The organism is uncultured Serinicoccus sp. (assembly GCF_947500995.1).
GTDB lineage: Bacteria > Actinomycetota > Actinomycetes > Actinomycetales > Dermatophilaceae > Ornithinicoccus.
In genome coordinates this window covers 172,063-188,656 of sequence record NZ_CANMUA010000007.1, presented here as the reverse complement: position 1 = coordinate 188,656, position 16,594 = coordinate 172,063, and the positions used below count along the sequence as shown (strand labels likewise).

The window sequence follows — 16,594 nt, the reverse complement described above, 5'->3', positions numbered from 1 at the left end:
AGCGGCCCGCCCCCGGCGCCGCGGCACCGTCAGTCCCGGGACCTACAGTGTCCGGGTGAGCGCTGCCGACGAGACCTTTCTGGACCTGGCCCTCTCCCGGTCCCGGGTGGACCGCCTCGCGCGGGTGCGGACCGACGACACCGAGCTGGGTGCTGTCCTCCAGCGCCCGGGGACGCGCGTCCTGGAGCTGCGCGGGGACGCGGTGGCGGTCCTGCACGACCCCACGCGGCTGCTGTTGCGGGCGCCTCGCGAGGGCGACGCCGACCACGACGACGAGCCGTGGTTCCTCGGACGGGACGCCGGGGTCGACTACGTGGCGGTGACGGCCGATCGCGCCGCACCGGAGGCCGACGACCACAGGGGCGGCCGCGAGGAGGTGACCTGGGCGGGCCTCCGGGAGGTCGGCGCCGACCTCGACGACCGTGACGCCGGGCTGCTCACGGCCGCGACAGCGCTGCGGGCCTGGCACGACCGCCACGGTCACTGCCCCCGGTGCGGGGCAGCGACGCAGGTGGTGCAGGGGGGATGGCTGCGCCGCTGCCCGACCGACGGGTCGGAGCACCACCCGCGCACCGACCCCGCCGTCATCATGGCGGTCACGGACCCGGACGACCGGCTCCTGCTCGCCACCGGCATCCCGTGGCCCGAGGGGAGGTTGTCCGTCCTCGCCGGGTTCGTCGAGGCGGGCGAGTCCCTGGAGGCGGCGGTCGCCCGGGAGGTGGAGGAGGAGGTCGGCGTGCAGGTCGACGGCCTGGTCTACCGGGGCAACCAGCCCTGGCCCTTCCCGGGCTCGTTGATGCTCGCCTTCCGCGCCCGGACCGGGCAGACGGACCTCACCATCCAGGAGAGCGAGCTGCGGTCCGCGTCCTGGTACACCCGGGACCAGCTGACCGAGGGTCTCCAGGACGGTCGGTTCACCCTGCCCTCCCGCGTCTCCATCGCCCACCGGCTCATCGAGGAGTGGTTCGGCGGGCCGCTGCCGGGGCACGGTCCCGCGGTGCCCCGGTGAGCGCGGCGCCGGACGCCGACACCATCCTGGACGGTCTCGACCCTGAGCAGCGGCAGGTGGCGGCCGCGCCGCTGGGGCCGATGGTCGTGCTCGCCGGCGCCGGCACCGGCAAGACCCGGGCCATCACCCACCGCATCGCTTACGGGGTCGCGAGCGGCGCCTACCCCCCCGACCGGCTCCTCGCCGTGACCTTCACGGCACGCGCCGCGGGGGAGATGCGGACCCGCCTGCGGGGCCTGGGCGTGCGTGGGGTCCAGGCGCGCACGTTCCATGCCGCAGCCCTGCGCCAGCTGCAGTTCTTCTGGCCGCAGGCGGTGGGCGGGCCGCCGCCGACGGTGGTCGCCCACAAGGCACCCGCGGTGGCGGAGGCCGCCGGTCGCCTCCGGCTCCGCCTGGACCGGGCCGCCCTGCGCGACGTCGCGTCCGAGATCGAGTGGGCCAAGGTCTCCATGCTGACCGCCCAGACCTACGCGGCGCGGGCCAGCATCCTGCGCCGGTCGGTCGCCGACCTCGACGCGACCGCCATGGCCCGGCTCCTGGAGACCTACCACGAGGTGTGCTCGGAGCGTCACGTCATCGACTTCGAGGACGTCCTGCTGCTCACCGTCGGCATGCTGGACGAGCACCCGCAGATCGCCGCCGCGATCCACGACCAGTACCGCCACTTCGTCGTCGACGAGTACCAGGACGTCAACCCGCTGCAGCAGCAGCTGCTCGAGCTGTGGCGGGGGCGGCGTGACGACGTCTGCGTCGTGGGGGACCCCGCGCAGTCCATCTACTCCTTCACCGGGGCGAGCGCCGACCACCTGCTCGGCTTCGCCCGGCTGCATCCGGACGCGCGACGCGTGCGCCTCGTCCGCAACTACCGCAGCACCCCCCAGATCGTGCACCTGGCCAACCTGGTGCTGGCATCGGGCGGTCGGCAGCGGGACACCTCGGCCGACCTCGTGGCGCAGGCGGCCGACGGCCCGACCCCCGTCCTCACCTCCTACCCCGACGACGAGGCCGAGGCAGCGGGGGTCGCCGACGGCGTCCGGGCCCTGATGGACACCGGGAAGGAGGCCAGCGAGATCGCGGTGCTCTACCGCACCAACAGCCAGTCGGAGGTGATCGAGAGCGCGCTCGCCCGCGCCGGGATCCCCTACCTCGTGCGCGGCGGCGAACGCTTCTTCTCCCGTGCCGAGGTGCGCAACGCGGTCGTGCTCCTGCGCGCGGCGGTGCGCTCGGACGACGGCACCCAACCTCTGGGCGACCTGGTCCGGCACGTCCTGGCGGGCGCCGGCTGGGCGCCGAGGCCGCCGGAGGGCTCCGGCGCGGTGCGGGAGCGGTGGGAGAGCCTGCAGGCGCTCGCGCTGCTGGCGGACTCCCTCGTCGAGCAGGCCCCGGCTGCGCGGACGTCGGACCTGGTGGCCGAGCTGGACCGGCGCGCCCAGGAGCAGCACGCGCCGACCGTGCAGGGCATCACCCTGGCCTCGCTGCACGCCGCCAAGGGCCTGGAGTGGGACGCGGTCTTCCTCGTCGGGGCCAGCGACGGGCTGCTGCCCATCACCCTCGCCGACACGCCCGAACGGGTGGAGGAGGAGCGCCGCCTCCTCTACGTCGGGCTCACCCGCGCCCGCCACCGGCTCGCCGTGAGCTGGGCCGGGGCGCGCAGCCCGGGTGGGCGGGCGAGCCGCAAGGTCTCACCCTTCCTCGCATCGGCCGCGGGGGTCCTCGGGGCGGGGGCGCAGTCCGGGCGGCGGGCGGCCGGCGCGCGCGAGCGGGGCCGCCGCGCCCCGCGACCGCCGCGGACCTGTCGGTCCTGCGGCGCCGTCCTCGCGGCGGCGGGGGAGCGCAAGATCGGCCGGTGCGGCGCATGCCCGCCCACCTACGACGAGGCGACCTTCACCGCGCTGCGGGAGTGGCGCCGCGGGGTGGCGGCAGAGGGTAGCGTGCCCGCCTACGTCGTCTTCACCGACGCCACCCTGGTCGCGATCGCCGAGCAGGTGCCGGCCGACCGGGACGCACTGTCACAGGTCTCCGGGGTGGGGGAGCGCAAGCTGGAGATGTACGGCGACGCGGTGCTGGAGATCCTGTCCGGAGCACCTCCGACCACGGGCTGAGGACGGCCGCCGAAAAGACGTTGCGCCCTGGTCGAGGGGGGGCATACAGTGACCGAGTCAAGCCCACGGCCACGGCGCCCTGGGGTCACGCGCACCGAGAGGAGGGTGGATCACGATGGAGAGCACGATCGTCACCGGCGGCTTCCCCGCCCGAGCGACGCACGCCGCGTCCACCCTCCGGACCGTCCGCCCCCGCGCCACGGTCCTCGTCGGGGGGACGTCCGCGACCGCGCCGTTCGGCGCCGGAACCGCGCAGACGTCGTTCCCGCACGTTGCCGACCCCTCCCGGGGCCTGGGCTCAGCACGGACACCGTAGAAGGCTTCCCCTTCCCGTTCCGGCCGCGAGTCCTCGCCTGAGGATCCGCGGCCGTTCTCGTTGCTCGCCGGTCAGCCGGCGTCATCGGCGGTCCTGGATCCGACCATCTCGGAAGACAGACGCCATGACGACCAGCCCACGACCCCAGCAGCACCGACATCAGGAAGGAACCACCGTGTATCCCGCAGCGCGCCGAGAGCACGAGGCCACCCACGAGTCCGTCGCACCTCAGCTCCTGCTCGGCCGCGCGGCCCTGCCGTGCCACGAGCACCCGGCGGACCTGTGGTTCGCCGAGCTCCCCGCGGAGGTCGAGCACGCCAAGGAGCTCTGTGCTCCCTGCCCCCTGCGTGAGCAGTGTCTCGCCGGGGCGCTCGAACGGCGCGAGCCCTGGGGCGTGTGGGGTGGGGAGCTGATGCTGCAGGGTCGGGTGGTGCCGCGCAAGCGTCCCCGGGGGCGGCCCCGCAAGGACGAGGTGGCTGCCTGAGCGGTGCGCCGGGGGCGGTCGTCAGCCGACCCCGGTGCCCGCGTGCCACGGGCAGGCGACGTGACGGGACCACCGACGGGTGACGAGGTGCGGGTGCCACGGGCCCACCTCGTGGGCGTCGCCGGTCGCGGTCGCGGGGACCCGTGCGGTGAGCAGCACCACCAGGGCGACCACCACGCGGAGCACCTCGTCCGGCACGGCCGGTGGCAACGGGGCCGTGAGCGGGTCCTCGAGGTCGGCGGCCCTGGCCGGCCAGGTCGGGTCACGGTCGCAGCGGTGCAGGTCCAGGCAGTGCAGGCACGGTCCGTCGGTCAGGCCCGTCCACGGACCGATGACCACCCGGGTGCTCTGGGCGACCACGGGCAGGACCGGCCGGCCGGCCAGCCCGGGCTGCCGGGCCGTGCCGACGGGCACCACGTGGTCGTGCACCGTCACGACGGCACGCCCGGTCGTGGACGGCGATGCCGGCCGTGGGCCGGGGTCGTGGGGCCGGTCGGGGGCACCAGCACCCGACCGGGGGACCGGGGCCGCCGCGTGCGCGAGAGGCGCACGCAGCGTCTCGACCAGGTGGCCAGGACCACGGACGTCGGTCGCGGTCACCTCGCGGTGCCGGTGCACCGGGGTGGCCGCGAGCCGTTCGACCACCCTCCACCCCAGGGTCTCCGCGGGTCCCGGGGGCAGTCCGCCGGCCACCGCCCACGCACCGGGACCCACCCCGAGCTGCACGGCGCCGTCCGCGCCGGGGGGCCACCAGCGGTGCCCGCCCTCGACCGCCCCGTCGCCCGTCATGGACCGACCCTGCCACGCCCGGCGCCTCGTGCCGGCCGGCTGTCCACAGGCCGGTGCGGCCCTCAGGTGTCCGTGCGGCCCTCCGGGCCAGGACCCTCGCCGTCACTCAGCAGGCGCTCGATGTCCTCGTCGGTGACCGTCAGGCCCTTCGTCAGCGCGCCGTGCCGCTCCACGTAGCCCAAGGGGTCGTCGAGGTCGGCGCCGGTGGGAGCGACGTCGGGGTGGCCCCAGGCCTCGTCCCGGGCGTCGCGACCGTGGCGGGATTCCAGCGCCGCCCAGAGGTTGGCGGCGTCGCGCAGCCGTCGCGGCCGGAGCTCGAGCCCGACGAGCGAGGCGAAGGTCCGCTCGGCCGGACCGCCGGTGGCCCGGCGGCGACGGACCGCCTCCGCCAGCGCCTCGGCGTGGGGCAGGTGCGGTCCCACGGCCTGGGCTGCCACGACGTCGACCCAGCCCTCGACGAGGGCGAGCAGGGTCTCGAGCCGGGTGAGCGCCGCCTGCTGAGCGGGGCTGTGGTCGTTGGAGAACAGGCTGTCGCCCAGGGCGTCCTGGAGCGACGCCGGGTCCTGGGGGTCCACGTGGCGGACCGCCTCCTCGATGCCCTCGGTGTTGATCCTGATGTCGCGGGCGTACTCCTCGACCGCCGTCAGCAGCTGCGGTCCCAGCCAGGGCGCCCCGGCGAAGAGCCGCACCCGGGCCGCCTCGCGCACGGCGAGGTAGAGGTGCAGCTCACCGGCGTCGACCTCGAGACCGTCCGCGAAGTCGGCGACGTTGGCCGGCAGGATGGCCACGCTCTCGTCGCCGAGGATCGGCAGGCCCACCTCGGTGCCCGAGAGCACCTCCCCGGCCAGGGTGCCGACGGCCTGTCCGACCTGGCCGCCGAACATGCTGGCCGACATGCGCCGCACCATGGGCGCCATCTGGCCCATCATCGCCGCCGGGTTCATCCCCGGGGGCAGGCCCGGGATGGGGGGAGCGCCCTCCTCGCCCAGCTGCCCGAGCTGCTGCTCCATGGCGGCGGTCATCGCGGACTGCAGACCCTCGGCCACCGGTGCCGTCAGGCGTTCCCACAGGGGGAGGGTGCGCTCGACCCACTCGGCCCGGCTCAGCGCCAGCGCGGCGCCCTCCGGTCGCGGGAGGTCGGTGACCTGGTCGATCCACAGGGTCGCCACCTGGACCACCTGCTCGACGTCACGCCGGGTGCTCTCGCTGATCGACGCGTCGTCCTCGGCCACGGCCTGCCGGGCCACGTCCCGGGCCAGCTCGGAGTTCACCGGCCCGTCGTCGCCGCCGCTGCCACCGCCCATGAGCATCTCGAGCTGGGAGCGCATCTGCGCCACCTGGTCGGGGTCGAGGTCGCCGAGGCCCATCGAGCTGAGGGTCTCGCGCAGCTCGGGCGGGACCGGCCCGCCGAACAGCGCCTCGAGCGGGTCGGGCTCGTCGCGACGCTCCGGGTTGTCCTGATCTGACACGGTCCTCGTCCTTCTCCTTCGGGGGTTCCGGCGCCCCAGCCTGTCACGAGACGGACGGCGACGCCGGGCACCGGTCGAGCGCGCTGTCCCTTCCCTCGTCTCAACACCGGCGGGGGCGGCAGAGTTCCCGCCGTCGTGCGGGGGCGGTCCGGGAAGCGGTCAGGCAGATCAGGCATGATGACGCGATGAGCGAGGACCAGAGCATCGTCGCCGGGGTGCGCGAGGCGCCGTTGTCCGTCGACGAGGCCCTGCGCGCGGTGCGGCACCCCAGGGCGGGCGCCGTGACCATCTTCGTGGGGACCGTCCGCGACCACGACTCCGGACGCTCCGGGGTGACGCGCCTGGACTACTCGGCGCACCCGGACGCGGCCGACCGGTTGACCACGTTGGCGACCTCGGTGGCCCAGCACGAGCAGGTGCACGGGGTGTATGCCGTGCACCGGGTCGGCGCGCTGGAGGTGGGGGACCTCGCCGTGGTGTGCGCCGTCGCGGCCGAGCACCGCGCCGAGGCCTTCGAGGCCGGCCGCACGCTCATCGAGGAGCTGAAGAGCGGCATACCCATCTGGAAGCGCCAGCAGTTCGACGGCCACGAGCACGAGTGGGTGGGTCTGTGAGCGGGGACGTGCAGGCCGGGCCGGAGGGACGGGCGGGCCAGCCCCCGCACACGCGCGTCGGCGTCAGTGCCGCGGCGCTGCTCGTCGTGGTCGCGGCGGGCGTGCTGACGGGGTCGGTGCTCAACCTCGTCACGGTGCAACGGGTGATCTACGTCCCCGGGCCCGTCTACGACACCCTGGGACAGATCGACGGGGCGGACGTCGTCAGCGTGGACGACGAGCTCACCACCTACGACGACACCGACGGCCACCTCTACTTCACCACCATCCGGCTCCAGGGCGGCCCCGGCGACACGGTATCCGCGTGGGAGGCGCTGCGGGCGAGCATCGACCCGTCGACGACCGTGGTGCCGCGCGAGGAGGTCTTCCCCGAGGACGTCACCGCCGAACAGGTGCGCGAGCAGAACACCGAGCTGATGCAGCACTCCCAGGACGACGCCGCCGTGGTCGCGCTGCGGGCCCAGGGCGTGCAGATCGACGAGAACGTCGTCGTCGCCCAGGTCATCGCCGACGCCCCCGCCGACGGGGTGCTCGAGGTCGAGGACGAGATCGTCCAGGTCGCGGGCCAGGAGGTCAGCGACACCACGGCCGTGCGGGACCAGATCCAGGCCGTGGAGCCCGGGGAGGAGGTCCCGGTCACGGTCCGCCGCGGGGGCGAGGAGATCGAGCTGGACGTGCCCACCCGCCTGGACGAGGAGAGCGGCCGCACCATCGTGGGCGTCTACCTCGCGCCGGTCTACGACAACCCCTACGAGGTCACCATCGACGCCGGCAACGTCGGTGGTCCCAGCGCCGGCCTGATGTTCTCGCTGGCGGTCTACGACGAGATCACCCCCGGCTCGCTCACCGGGGGTCGCTCGATCGCCGGCACCGGGACGATCACCGGCGACGGGACGGTCGGGGGGATCGGGGGCATCACCCAGAAGATGTATGCCGCCCGCGACGCCGGCGCCGAGGTGTTCTTCGCGCCGAGCGACAACTGCGCGGAGGTCGTCGGGAGCGACCCCGGCGGGCTCACGGTGGTCCCTGTCGGGACCTTCGACGACGCGTTGGAGGTCATCGTCGAGCTCGAGGAGTCCCCGAGCACGTCTGCGAGCGAGCTCTCCTTCCCCACCTGCGCCGAGGCGCTGGAGGACCAGGCGGAGCAGACCGGCTGAGTCAGTCCGTCCCGTCGACGAGGGTGGAGGCGAGGGCGTGCGTGAGGCCGGGGGCGATGTCCGGCCCGACGGCCACGGCGTCGTCCTCGTCGAAGTCGCGCTGACGCAGCAGGCAGGTGCGCGAGCCGTCCCGCAGGCAGGCGGCCAGCAGCCGCACGTCCTTGCGGTCGGGGTGGGCCATGAGGGCGTCCGTCGCCTCCTGAGGCCCTCGCGGGAGCTCGCGCTCGGCCTCCGGGGGCACCACGATCCGCTCGACCGACAGGGCGACGCCCTCGACGTCCGGCGGCCAGGCCATCCGGCCCAGCAGCGACTCGAGGTCGGCGGTCGGGGGGAGCCGCTCCTGCTCGACCGCGGTGAAGCCGTCGTCCTCGGGGTCGCTGAGCTGGCCGGCGAGGGAGGGCTCCCGCTCACGCAGCAGAGCGGTCCGCACGAGCGCGAACAACCGGGGCGGCTGGTCCCACCCCGAGCGCGCGACGTGCTTCTCGGTGTCGACGGCGGCCCGCAGCAGGGCGCTCGGGCGGGCGGGGTCGGTGGCCGTGGAGGGGTCAGGGTCGGTGGGAGGCACGTCGCCATCGTCGCATCCGGGTCGCCGCGGGGGAGCACGGCGGCGGCAGTTACGCTGGAACGGTGAGCGAGCGCGAGCCAGAGCCCGGCCCGGACCCCGACGACAGCGGCGGTGGTGCCGCCGGTGTGGGCGGCGGACCGGCCGGACAGGCCTGGTCGGGCGGGCCTCAGGAGCGCGCCGGCGCGGACCCCGGAGCCCGTGGGGGTGGACCCGGCCGCCCGTCCTCCGGTGGCGGTGGCGGGGGTGGAGGCGGCCGCCCGGGTCGCTCGGGTCGCCGTGGCGGAGGACTGCCGAGAGGGCGCGTCCTGCCGACCGTGCTCATCGTGCTCGCCCTGCTCAGCCTGCTGGGCTGGGGTGCGACGCTGTGGACCGACCTGCTGTGGTTCCAGGCGCTGGGCTTCCGCGAGGTGCTCGTCACGCGGCTCCTCTACCAGGTCGGGCTGTTCGTCCTGGCTGCGGTCGTCACGGCCGGCGTCGTCTGGTCCGGCCTCTGGCTCGGCTGGCGGCAGCGGCCCATCTACGCGCCCTCGACCCCGGAGCAGGCCGCCCTCGACCGCTACCGCAGCGCCCTGGACCCGGTGCGCCGGCTCGTCTTCATCGCCGTCCCCGCGGTGCTCGGGCTGTTCGCCGGCACCGCCGCCGCCGCCCAGTGGCAGACCGTGCTGCTCTTCATCCACCGTCAGCCCTTCGGCGAGGTCGACCCCGAGTTCGGGATGGACGTCGGCTTCTTCGTCTTCAGCCTGCCGTTCTGGCAGATGGTCATCTCCTTCGCCACCCTGGTCCTGGGGCTCAGCCTCATCGGGGCACTCCTCACCCACTACATCTACGGCGGCATCCAGCTGCAGGGAGGCAGCCGCGGCCAGCGCACGACGACGGCGGCGCGCATCCACCTGGCGGTGCTCCTCGGGCTCATCCTCGTCGTCCGGGCCGCCGGCTACTGGGTCGAGCGCTTCTCGCTGTCGATGACCCAGCACGCCCGCATCACGGGCATGACCTACACCGACGTCAACGCGCTGCTGCCGACCCGGAGCATCCTCGCGGTGGCGGCGCTGCTCTGCGCGGCGTTCTTCATCGCCACCATCTGGACGAAGACGTGGCGGCTGCCCGTCATCGGGCTGGCCGGTCTGCTGGTCATCGCGCTGGTGCTGGGCGGGGCATACCCCTCGCTGGTGCAGCAGTTCCGGGTCAACCCCTCGGAGGCCCAGCTGGAGGCGCCCTACATCCAGCGCGCGATCGACTCGACCCTCAGCGCCTACGACCTGGAGGACATCGAGCGGACCGACTACAACGCCGTGACCGAGGCCGAACCGGGCCAGCTGCGCAGCGATGCGGACACCATCCCCGGCATCCGCATCGTGGACCCCTCCATCGTGTCCCCGACGTTCCGGCAGCTGCAGGGCGTCCGCAACTACTACCAGTTCCCCGAGGCCCTCGACGTCGACCGTTACGAGGTCGACGGCGAGCTGGTCGACACCGTCATCGCGGTCCGCGAGCTGAACCTCGAGGGCATCTCCGCGGACCAGCGCAACTGGGTCAACGACCGCACCGTCTACACCCACGGGTTCGGCGTCGTGGCCAGCTACGGCAACCGTCGCTCGACCGAGGGCGAGCCGATCCTCTTCGAGCGCAACATCCCACCGGTCGGCGGGCTGGGGGAGTACGAGCCGCGCATCTACTTCGGCGAGTCCTCGCCCGACTACTCGATCGTCGGGGCACCCGAGGACCAGCCCCCGCGTGAGCTGGACTACCCGGTGAGCGGTCAGGACACCGGCGAGGTGCGCAACACCTACAGCGGCGGGGGCGGGGTCGCCATGGGCAGCTTCGCGCGCCGCGCGGCCTACGCCATCAAGTACCGGCAGATCGAGATCATGCTCTCGGACTCGGTCAACACCGAGTCCCGCATGCTCGACCACCGTGGGCCGCGCGAGCGGGTGGAGCGGGTGGCGCCGTGGCTGCGGCTGGACGGCAACCCCTACCCGGCGGTGGTCGACGGCCGGGTGAAGTGGATCGTGGACGGCTACACCGTAAGCGACCGCTACCCCTACAGCCAGATGGAGGAGCTGGGCGAGGTCACCCTCGACTCGCTGCAGACGGGGGCCGAGAACGTCACCTCGATCGGCGGTGGCCAGGTCAACTACATCCGCAACTCGGTCAAGGCCACCGTCGACGCCTACGACGGCAGCGTCGACCTGTATGCCTGGGACGAGGAGGACCCGTTGCTGCAGGCGTGGTCGTCGGCCTTCGACAGCTCCGTGCAGCCGCTCTCCGAGATCGACGGCGAGCTGATGGCGCACCTGCGCTACCCCGAGGACCTCTTCAAGGTGCAGCGCTCGGTGCTCTCCCGCTACCACGTGGACGACGCCGGGTCCTTCTTCACGGGGCAGGACTTCTGGGCGGTCTCCGAGGACCCGACCGTCTCGGGCGAGAACCAGCCGGACATGCCGCCGCACTACCTGTCGGTGACGATGCCCGGTCAGGAGGAGCCGACCTTCAGCCTCACCACGACCTACATCCCGCGAGGCAACGAGCGGCAGAACCTCACCGGGTACGTCGCCGTGGACGCCGACGCCGGCACGACCTCCGGCGAACGGCGCGACGGCTACGGGCAGATGCGGATGCTGGTGCTGCCCCGTGACACCACGGTGCGCGGACCCGGGCAGTTCCAGAACGACATCAACTCCTCGGACGCCAACTCCGAGGCCTTCGGGCAGACGCTGTCCCAGTTCCTCAACCTCAACCGGAGCACCGAGGCCTCAGAGGTGCTCATGGGCAACCTGCTGACCCTCCCGGTCGGGGGCGGGCTGCTCTACGTGGAGCCCGTCTACGTGCAGGCCCAGGGCGGCAACGCCTTCCCGCTGCAGCGCATCGTCGTGGTGGCCTTCGGCAACGACCTGGCCTGGTCCGACACCCTCGACGGGGCGCTGGACGAGCTCTTCGGCGGCGACTCGGGAGCCACGGCCGGGGACGCCGGGGACGCCGGTACCCCCACCGACGGGGACGGGGCGTCCGGTGACGAGGGCGACGGCGGCTCCGGGCAGGTCGACGAGGGTGCCCTGGCGCAGGCGCTGGCCGACATCCAGGCCGCCTACGACGACGGTCAGGCCGCCCTCGCGGAGAGCGACTGGGAGGCCTACGGCCAGGCCCAGGAGCGGCTGCGGGAGGCCATCGACCGTGCGGTCGACGCCGACCCCTCGGGTGGCTCGGTGAGCGTCGACGGCGGCGAGGAGGACGCGAGCGACGACGGAGCGGCCCAGACGCAGGAGCCCTGAGCGAGGGCATAGGGCGTCTCGCGACCGGGATTTGGTGAGCACCTCGGCATCACGTAGAGTGGTGCTCACCACGACGCGGGGTGGAGCAGTTCGGTAGCTCGCCGGGCTCATAACCCGGAGGTCGCAGGTTCAAATCCTGCCCCCGCTACGCATCGCGTCGCACGCGCTCGAAGGCCCGGACCATCTGGTCCGGGCCTTCGTCGTGCGCCGGGGACCCCGCACGCACCGGCGCAGGGCACGTCCGCCGGCGGACGTCCTCCGGGACACGTCGGCGGGGCGCATAGGGTGGCACCCCTATGACCCTGGACCTCCCCGTCGCCCGTCGGACCCTGGCCAACGGCCTGCAGGTCGTCGTCAGCGAGGACCACGCCGTCCCGAGCGTCAGCATCAACCTGTGGGTGGACGTCGGGTCGCGCCACGAGGAGCCGGGGCGCACCGGCCTGGCGCACCTCTTCGAGCACCTCATGTTCCAGGGCAGCGAGATGGTGGGCGAGGGAGAGCACATGGCGGCGCTCATGGCCCGCGGTGGACGGGTCAACGCGACGACCAGCTTCGACCGCACCTCCTACGTCGCCTCCGTTCCCCGCAACGCGCTCGAGCTCGCCCTGTGGATGGAGGCGGACCGCCAGGGCCACCTGCTGCCGGCGCTCACCCAGGCGACGCTGGACAACCAGCGCGACGTCGTCGTGGAGGAGAAGCGCCAGCGCTACGACAGCGTGCCCTACGGCACCGCGCTCTCCCGGCTGGGCGAGCTCGTCTTCCCTGCCGGCCACCCGTACCACCATCCGACGATCGGCTCGATGGCCGACCTGCGCGCCGCGACCCTGGACGACGTCCGTGCCTTCTACGCGGGGCACTACGGTCCACGCACCAGCGTGCTCTCCCTCGTCGGCGACGTCGAGGCCGAGGAGGGGTTCGACCTCGTCGAGACCTACTTCGGCCACCTCGAGGACGCCACGAGGCCACGGCCGCCCTCGAGCCCTCCGCTCCCGCCGTTGGCCGCGCCGGTGCGCGAGGTGGTGGTGGGCGGGCCGGAGCTGCCCTCCGAGCGGATCTTCCTCGCGGCCCGCCTCCCCGGGGTCACCGACCCGGACTTCCTGCCCTGCGCCATGGCCCTCGACGCGCTGGCCTCCTCGTCCATCTCCCGGGTCCACGAGCGGCTGGTCCGGGGAGCCGACGTCCTCAGCGGGGCGTCGGCGAGCGCGCTGGGCCTGCGGGACGGCACCTCCCTCGGCCTCGTCGTCGTGGACGTGACCGAGGGCGTGGACCCCCGGGCGGTCGAGGCGCAGCTCGCGGACATCCTGCAGGACTTCGCCGACCGTGGCCCGAGGCCCGTGGAGATGGAGGCCTCGGCGGCGGACACGGAGCGGTCCTGGCTGGAGGCCCTGGCCGGCCACGACGAGCGGGCCGACCTGCTCAGCCGGGCGACCCTCCTCTTCGACGACCCCGGCCAGGTCGACCGCTACGTCGACGAGGTGCTGGCCGTGACACCGGAGCAGGTGGGCGGCGCCGCCGCGCGGTACCTGGTCCCCGAGGCCGTGGCCACCCTCGTCTACCGCTGGGAGGAGGAGGTATGACGCGCCCCGCCCGGGTCCGCCGTCGTCCGGGGGTGGGGGAACCGGCGCTCTGGCGCTTCCCCGAGCCGGTGCGGACCCGACTGCCGAACGGGCTGGACGCCCTGGTCGTCGACCTGCCCGGCCAGCACGTCCTGTCCCTGCGCGTCGCCCTCCCCGCGCCGATCAGCGGGGAGCCACCAGGACTCGAGGGCTCGACCCTCATGATGGCCCGCTGCCTCGACGAGGGGACAGGCTCGCGCTCGGCCACCGAGCTCGCCGAGCTCGCCGAGCTCCACGGCATCGCGCTGGGCGCGGGGGCCGGGGAGCACGGCCTGCACCTCGGTGTCGAGGTGACCGGACGGCACCTCGGCACCGCCCTGGACCTGCTCGTCGAGTGTCTCGACGAGCCCACCTTCCCCGAGGCGGAGGTGGCGCGGCAGGTGCGGCACCGTCTGACCGACATCGCCCACGAGCTGGCCGACCCGACGGGGCGGGCGCACCACGAGCTGCGTCAGGCCTACTACGCGTCCGGGGACCGGGCCCGGGTGCCGGTCGGGGGGAGCTCCTGGTCCGTGGACGCCCTCACCCCGGACGTCCTCCGCGCCCGTCACGGGATGCTGGGGCCGCGCGGTGGGGTGGTGGTGCTGGCCGGGGACCTCTCGACGGTCCAGGACCCGGTCCGGCTGCTGTCCAGCACCCTGGGGTCGTGGGAGCCCTCCGGGCCGGACGCTCCCGGCGGGCCGCGCCGGGCGGAGCGGGCGCCGGACGCCGACCAGGTGGTGCTCGTGCCCCGGCCGGGCGCCGGGCAGACCGAGCTGCTGCTCGCGCGGCCCGGCCCGGACCGGCGTACCCCGCACGGGTGGGGCACCTACCAGGCCCTCTCGATGCTGTTCGGCGGCGCTCCGCACGCCCGCCTGGACCGCGTGCTCCGCGAGCAGCGCGGCTGGACCTACGGCATGCGCCTCGGCTTCCGGCCGCGGCAGGTCGGAGGACGGTGCGTGGTCGGAGGGGCGGTCCGTGCCGATGCGACGCGGCCCGCCCTGGAGGAGACCCTGCGCATCCTCGACACCCCGGGGGAGTCCCTGGAGGAGCACGAGGTCCGCGAGGCGGCGGACTTCGTCGCGATGACCGCGCCCGCTCGCTACCTCACCGCGGACAGCGTCGCCGACGAGCTCGTCTCGCTGGTCGGCGACGGACTCGGCCCCGAGACGGTGACCAGGACGTTGCAGCAGGTGCACGACCTCCCCAGGGGCCGGGCGGCGCAGGCCTGGGACGAGGTCCGGTCCGGACCGGGCTGGACCGTGGTCGTCGTCGGCGACCCCGATGCCATCGCGCCCGTCGCGCAGGCCGGCGTCGGCCGCGTCCGGACGGCCGGACCGCCGCAGGTCAGCCCTCGGCTCCGCCCCCCTGGCCCAGCATCATGAGCACCTCCTCGTGCATCCTCCCGTTGGTGGCCACCACCGGGTGGGCCTGCGCCGTCGAGCTCAGCGGGGACGCGGCCGGGGCGCCGGCCAGGTCGGTGACGGTGCCCCCCGCCTCGCGCAGCAGCGGTGCCAGCGCCGCGAGCTGGTAGCCGTCGGCCCAGGCGGCCACCGAGAGGTCCACCGCGCCCTCGGCCACCAGGGCGTGGCTCCAGAACTCGCCGTAGGCGCGGGTACGCCATACCCGGTCGGTGAGGGTGGCGAACCCGGCGCCATGATCCCCGTGCAGCCATCCGGCCACGTCGTCGGTCGACAGCGAGGCATGGGACAGCACCTCGGTCCTCGACACCTCGATGCGTCGCGCCCGGGAGAGCGTGCGGCCGGTCCAGGCCCCCGAACCGACGCCGGCCCACCAGCGCCGGGCGAGCAGCGGCGCGGCGACGAGCCCGAGCACCGGCTCGTCCTCGACGACGAGACCGATGAGCGTCGCCCAGACCGGCACGCCCCGGACGTAGTTGGCCGTGCCGTCGATGGCGTCGACCACCCACCGTCGCGCCCCGTGCCCGGTCGGGTCGAGGGTGCGCCCCTCGACCCGGTCGCGGGGACGGGTGCGGTGCAGCTGGTGGCGCAGCAGCTCCTCCAGGCGGCGGGCGGCCGGCGTGGTGAGCGCGCCCTCCGCGTCCACCTCGGCCTCCTCCTGCAGGGCCCCGGAGAGCTCGAGGGCGGTGCGCTCCACCGCGTCCGCGAGGACGTGGGCGAGTCTCAGGTCGTCGTCGAAGCCAGGCACCCGTTCACCGTAACCGCTGGTCAGCCTTCAGCCGTGGTCCTCACCGGTGCGGCTGCGCAGCAGCCGGCGCAGCGACTCCAGCCGCGCCGCCCCGGCCGGCCCCGCGTGCCCCTCCTCGACCCAGGTGTCCAGGGCGCAGTCCGGCTCGTCGTGGCTGCATCCGCGCGGGCAGCCCGAGGTCCCCGCGGCGAGATCGTCGAAGTGCTCCACGAAGCTCGCCGGGTCGACGTGCCCCAGGCCGAAGGAGCGTACGCCCGGGGTGTCGACCACCCACCCGCCTCCCGCCAGCTCCAGGGCCACGGCAGAGGTGGAGGTGTGCCGCCCCCGTCCGGTCACCGCGTTGACCTCACCCGTCGAGCGGGCCGCGTCCGGGACGAGGGCGTTGACCAGGGTCGACTTGCCGACCCCGGAGTGGCCGACGAGCACGCTGGTGCGGCCGAGCAGGGCCGCGCGCACCCGGTCGAGGGCCGCCGGGTCGACCGCGCCGCCCCCCTCGCCGGGCACCGTGCCCGTCACCACGGAGGGCACGTCGAGCGCCGCGTAGTGCCGCAGGAAGGCGGCCGGTGAGGCCAGGTCGGCCTTGGTGAGGACCAGCAGCGGGTCGAGACCGGCGTCGTAGGCGGCGACCAGGCACCGGTCCACCATGCGTTCGCGGGGCTCGGGGTCGGCGAGGGCGGTCACGACGACCAGCTGGTCGGCGTTGGCGACGATGACGCGCTCCACGGTGTCGGAGTCGTCCGCGCTGCGGCGCAGCACCGTGCGGCGCTCCTCGACCCGGACGATGCGGGAGAGCGTGTCGGGTCGCCCGGAGGTGTCGCCCACCATGCCCACCCGGTCACCGACCACGATGCGGCTGCGGCCCAGCTCGCGGGCCCGCATCGCGACCACCGTCCGGTCCGCCACCCGGACGGTGTAGCGTCCCCGGTCGACCGCGGTGACCACACCGAGGACGGCGTCGACGTGGGCCGGGCGGTCCTTGGTCCGGGGCCGCGAGCCCTTGCGCGACGGGCGGACGCGCACGTCCGACTCGTCGAGGTGGTCGTAGCGCCCGCTCAT

14 protein-coding genes and 1 tRNA gene are annotated in these 16,594 nt (G+C 74.3%); 10 read left to right on the top strand and 5 right to left on the bottom strand.

Features of this window, described 5'->3' with window-relative positions:
• Positions 1-55 precede the first annotated feature (55 nt).
• The 4 genes from nudC to Q0967_RS12315 all read left to right on the top strand — a co-directional run bounded on the left by nudC (position 56) and on the right by Q0967_RS12315 (position 3,911).
• Entirely contained in the window at positions 56-1,009 is a 954-nt protein-coding gene (gene nudC / locus Q0967_RS12330; protein ID WP_298750654.1) for an NAD(+) diphosphatase, read from the top strand.
• The gene (locus Q0967_RS12325) at positions 1,006-3,111 is read left to right on the top strand and encodes an ATP-dependent DNA helicase UvrD2 (protein WP_298750652.1); all 2,106 of its coding nucleotides are present in this window, start codon (positions 1,006-1,008) and stop codon (positions 3,109-3,111) included. Before nudC ends, Q0967_RS12325 begins: the two co-directional genes overlap by 4 nt.
• Before the next feature lie 115 nt (positions 3,112-3,226).
• Complete coding sequence (locus Q0967_RS12320; RefSeq protein ID WP_298750649.1) at positions 3,227-3,427, top strand: hypothetical protein; 201 nt, start codon at positions 3,227-3,229, stop codon at positions 3,425-3,427.
• Positions 3,428-3,662: 235 nt separating this feature from the next.
• Positions 3,663-3,911 (top strand): WhiB family transcriptional regulator, encoded by a 249-nt coding sequence (locus tag Q0967_RS12315; protein ID WP_298750870.1) that lies wholly within the window; start codon positions 3,663-3,665, stop codon positions 3,909-3,911.
• Between the two features lie 21 nt (positions 3,912-3,932).
• Here the strand turns inward: Q0967_RS12315 and Q0967_RS12310 are convergent, their stop codons facing one another.
• Positions 3,933-4,700 (bottom strand): hypothetical protein, encoded by a 768-nt coding sequence (locus tag Q0967_RS12310; protein ID WP_298750648.1) that lies wholly within the window; start codon positions 4,698-4,700, stop codon positions 3,933-3,935.
• 62 nt (positions 4,701-4,762) lie between these two features.
• Positions 4,763-6,169 (bottom strand): zinc-dependent metalloprotease, encoded by a 1,407-nt coding sequence (locus tag Q0967_RS12305; protein WP_298750646.1) that lies wholly within the window; start codon positions 6,167-6,169, stop codon positions 4,763-4,765.
• 185 nt (positions 6,170-6,354) lie between these two features.
• Here Q0967_RS12305 and Q0967_RS12300 point away from each other — a divergent pair, with 185 nt between their 5' ends.
• On the top strand, positions 6,355-6,783 hold the full coding sequence (locus Q0967_RS12300) for a molybdenum cofactor biosynthesis protein MoaE (RefSeq protein ID WP_298750644.1): 429 nt from the start codon (positions 6,355-6,357) through the stop codon (positions 6,781-6,783).
• On the top strand, positions 6,780-7,940 hold the full coding sequence (locus tag Q0967_RS12295) for a PDZ domain-containing protein (RefSeq protein WP_298750642.1): 1,161 nt from the start codon (positions 6,780-6,782) through the stop codon (positions 7,938-7,940). The genes Q0967_RS12300 and Q0967_RS12295 overlap by 4 nt, the downstream gene beginning before the upstream one ends.
• A 1-nt stretch (position 7,941) precedes the next feature.
• Here the strand turns inward: Q0967_RS12295 and Q0967_RS12290 are convergent, their stop codons facing one another.
• On the bottom strand, positions 7,942-8,505 hold the full coding sequence (locus Q0967_RS12290; RefSeq protein WP_298750640.1) for a PPA1309 family protein: 564 nt from the start codon (positions 8,503-8,505) through the stop codon (positions 7,942-7,944).
• Between the two features lie 62 nt (positions 8,506-8,567).
• Here Q0967_RS12290 and Q0967_RS12285 point away from each other — a divergent pair, with 62 nt between their 5' ends.
• From Q0967_RS12285 to Q0967_RS12270, 4 genes are all read left to right on the top strand, one after another.
• Positions 8,568-11,774 carry a UPF0182 family protein gene (locus Q0967_RS12285; RefSeq protein ID WP_298750638.1) on the top strand — a complete coding sequence of 1,069 codons (3,207 nt, stop codon included), beginning with the start codon at positions 8,568-8,570 and terminating at the stop codon, positions 11,772-11,774.
• Positions 11,775-11,848: 74 nt separating this feature from the next.
• A tRNA-Met gene (locus Q0967_RS12280) sits at positions 11,849-11,922 on the top strand.
• 148 nt (positions 11,923-12,070) lie between these two features.
• Positions 12,071-13,351, top strand: a complete 1,281-nt coding sequence (locus Q0967_RS12275; RefSeq protein ID WP_298750636.1) for a pitrilysin family protein — start codon at positions 12,071-12,073, stop codon at positions 13,349-13,351.
• Positions 13,348-14,754 (top strand): pitrilysin family protein, encoded by a 1,407-nt coding sequence (locus Q0967_RS12270; RefSeq protein ID WP_298750633.1) that lies wholly within the window; start codon positions 13,348-13,350, stop codon positions 14,752-14,754. Before Q0967_RS12275 ends, Q0967_RS12270 begins: the two co-directional genes overlap by 4 nt.
• Here the strand turns inward: Q0967_RS12270 and Q0967_RS12265 are convergent.
• A complete protein-coding gene (locus tag Q0967_RS12265; RefSeq protein WP_298750632.1) occupies positions 14,717-15,538 on the bottom strand; it encodes an inositol monophosphatase family protein in 822 nt (273 codons plus the stop codon). The two genes, Q0967_RS12270 and Q0967_RS12265, sit on opposite strands and share 38 nt — an antisense overlap.
• 27 nt (positions 15,539-15,565) lie before the next feature.
• The gene (rsgA, locus tag Q0967_RS12260; protein ID WP_298750630.1) at positions 15,566-16,594 is read right to left on the bottom strand and encodes a ribosome small subunit-dependent GTPase A; all 1,029 of its coding nucleotides are present in this window, start codon (positions 16,592-16,594) and stop codon (positions 15,566-15,568) included.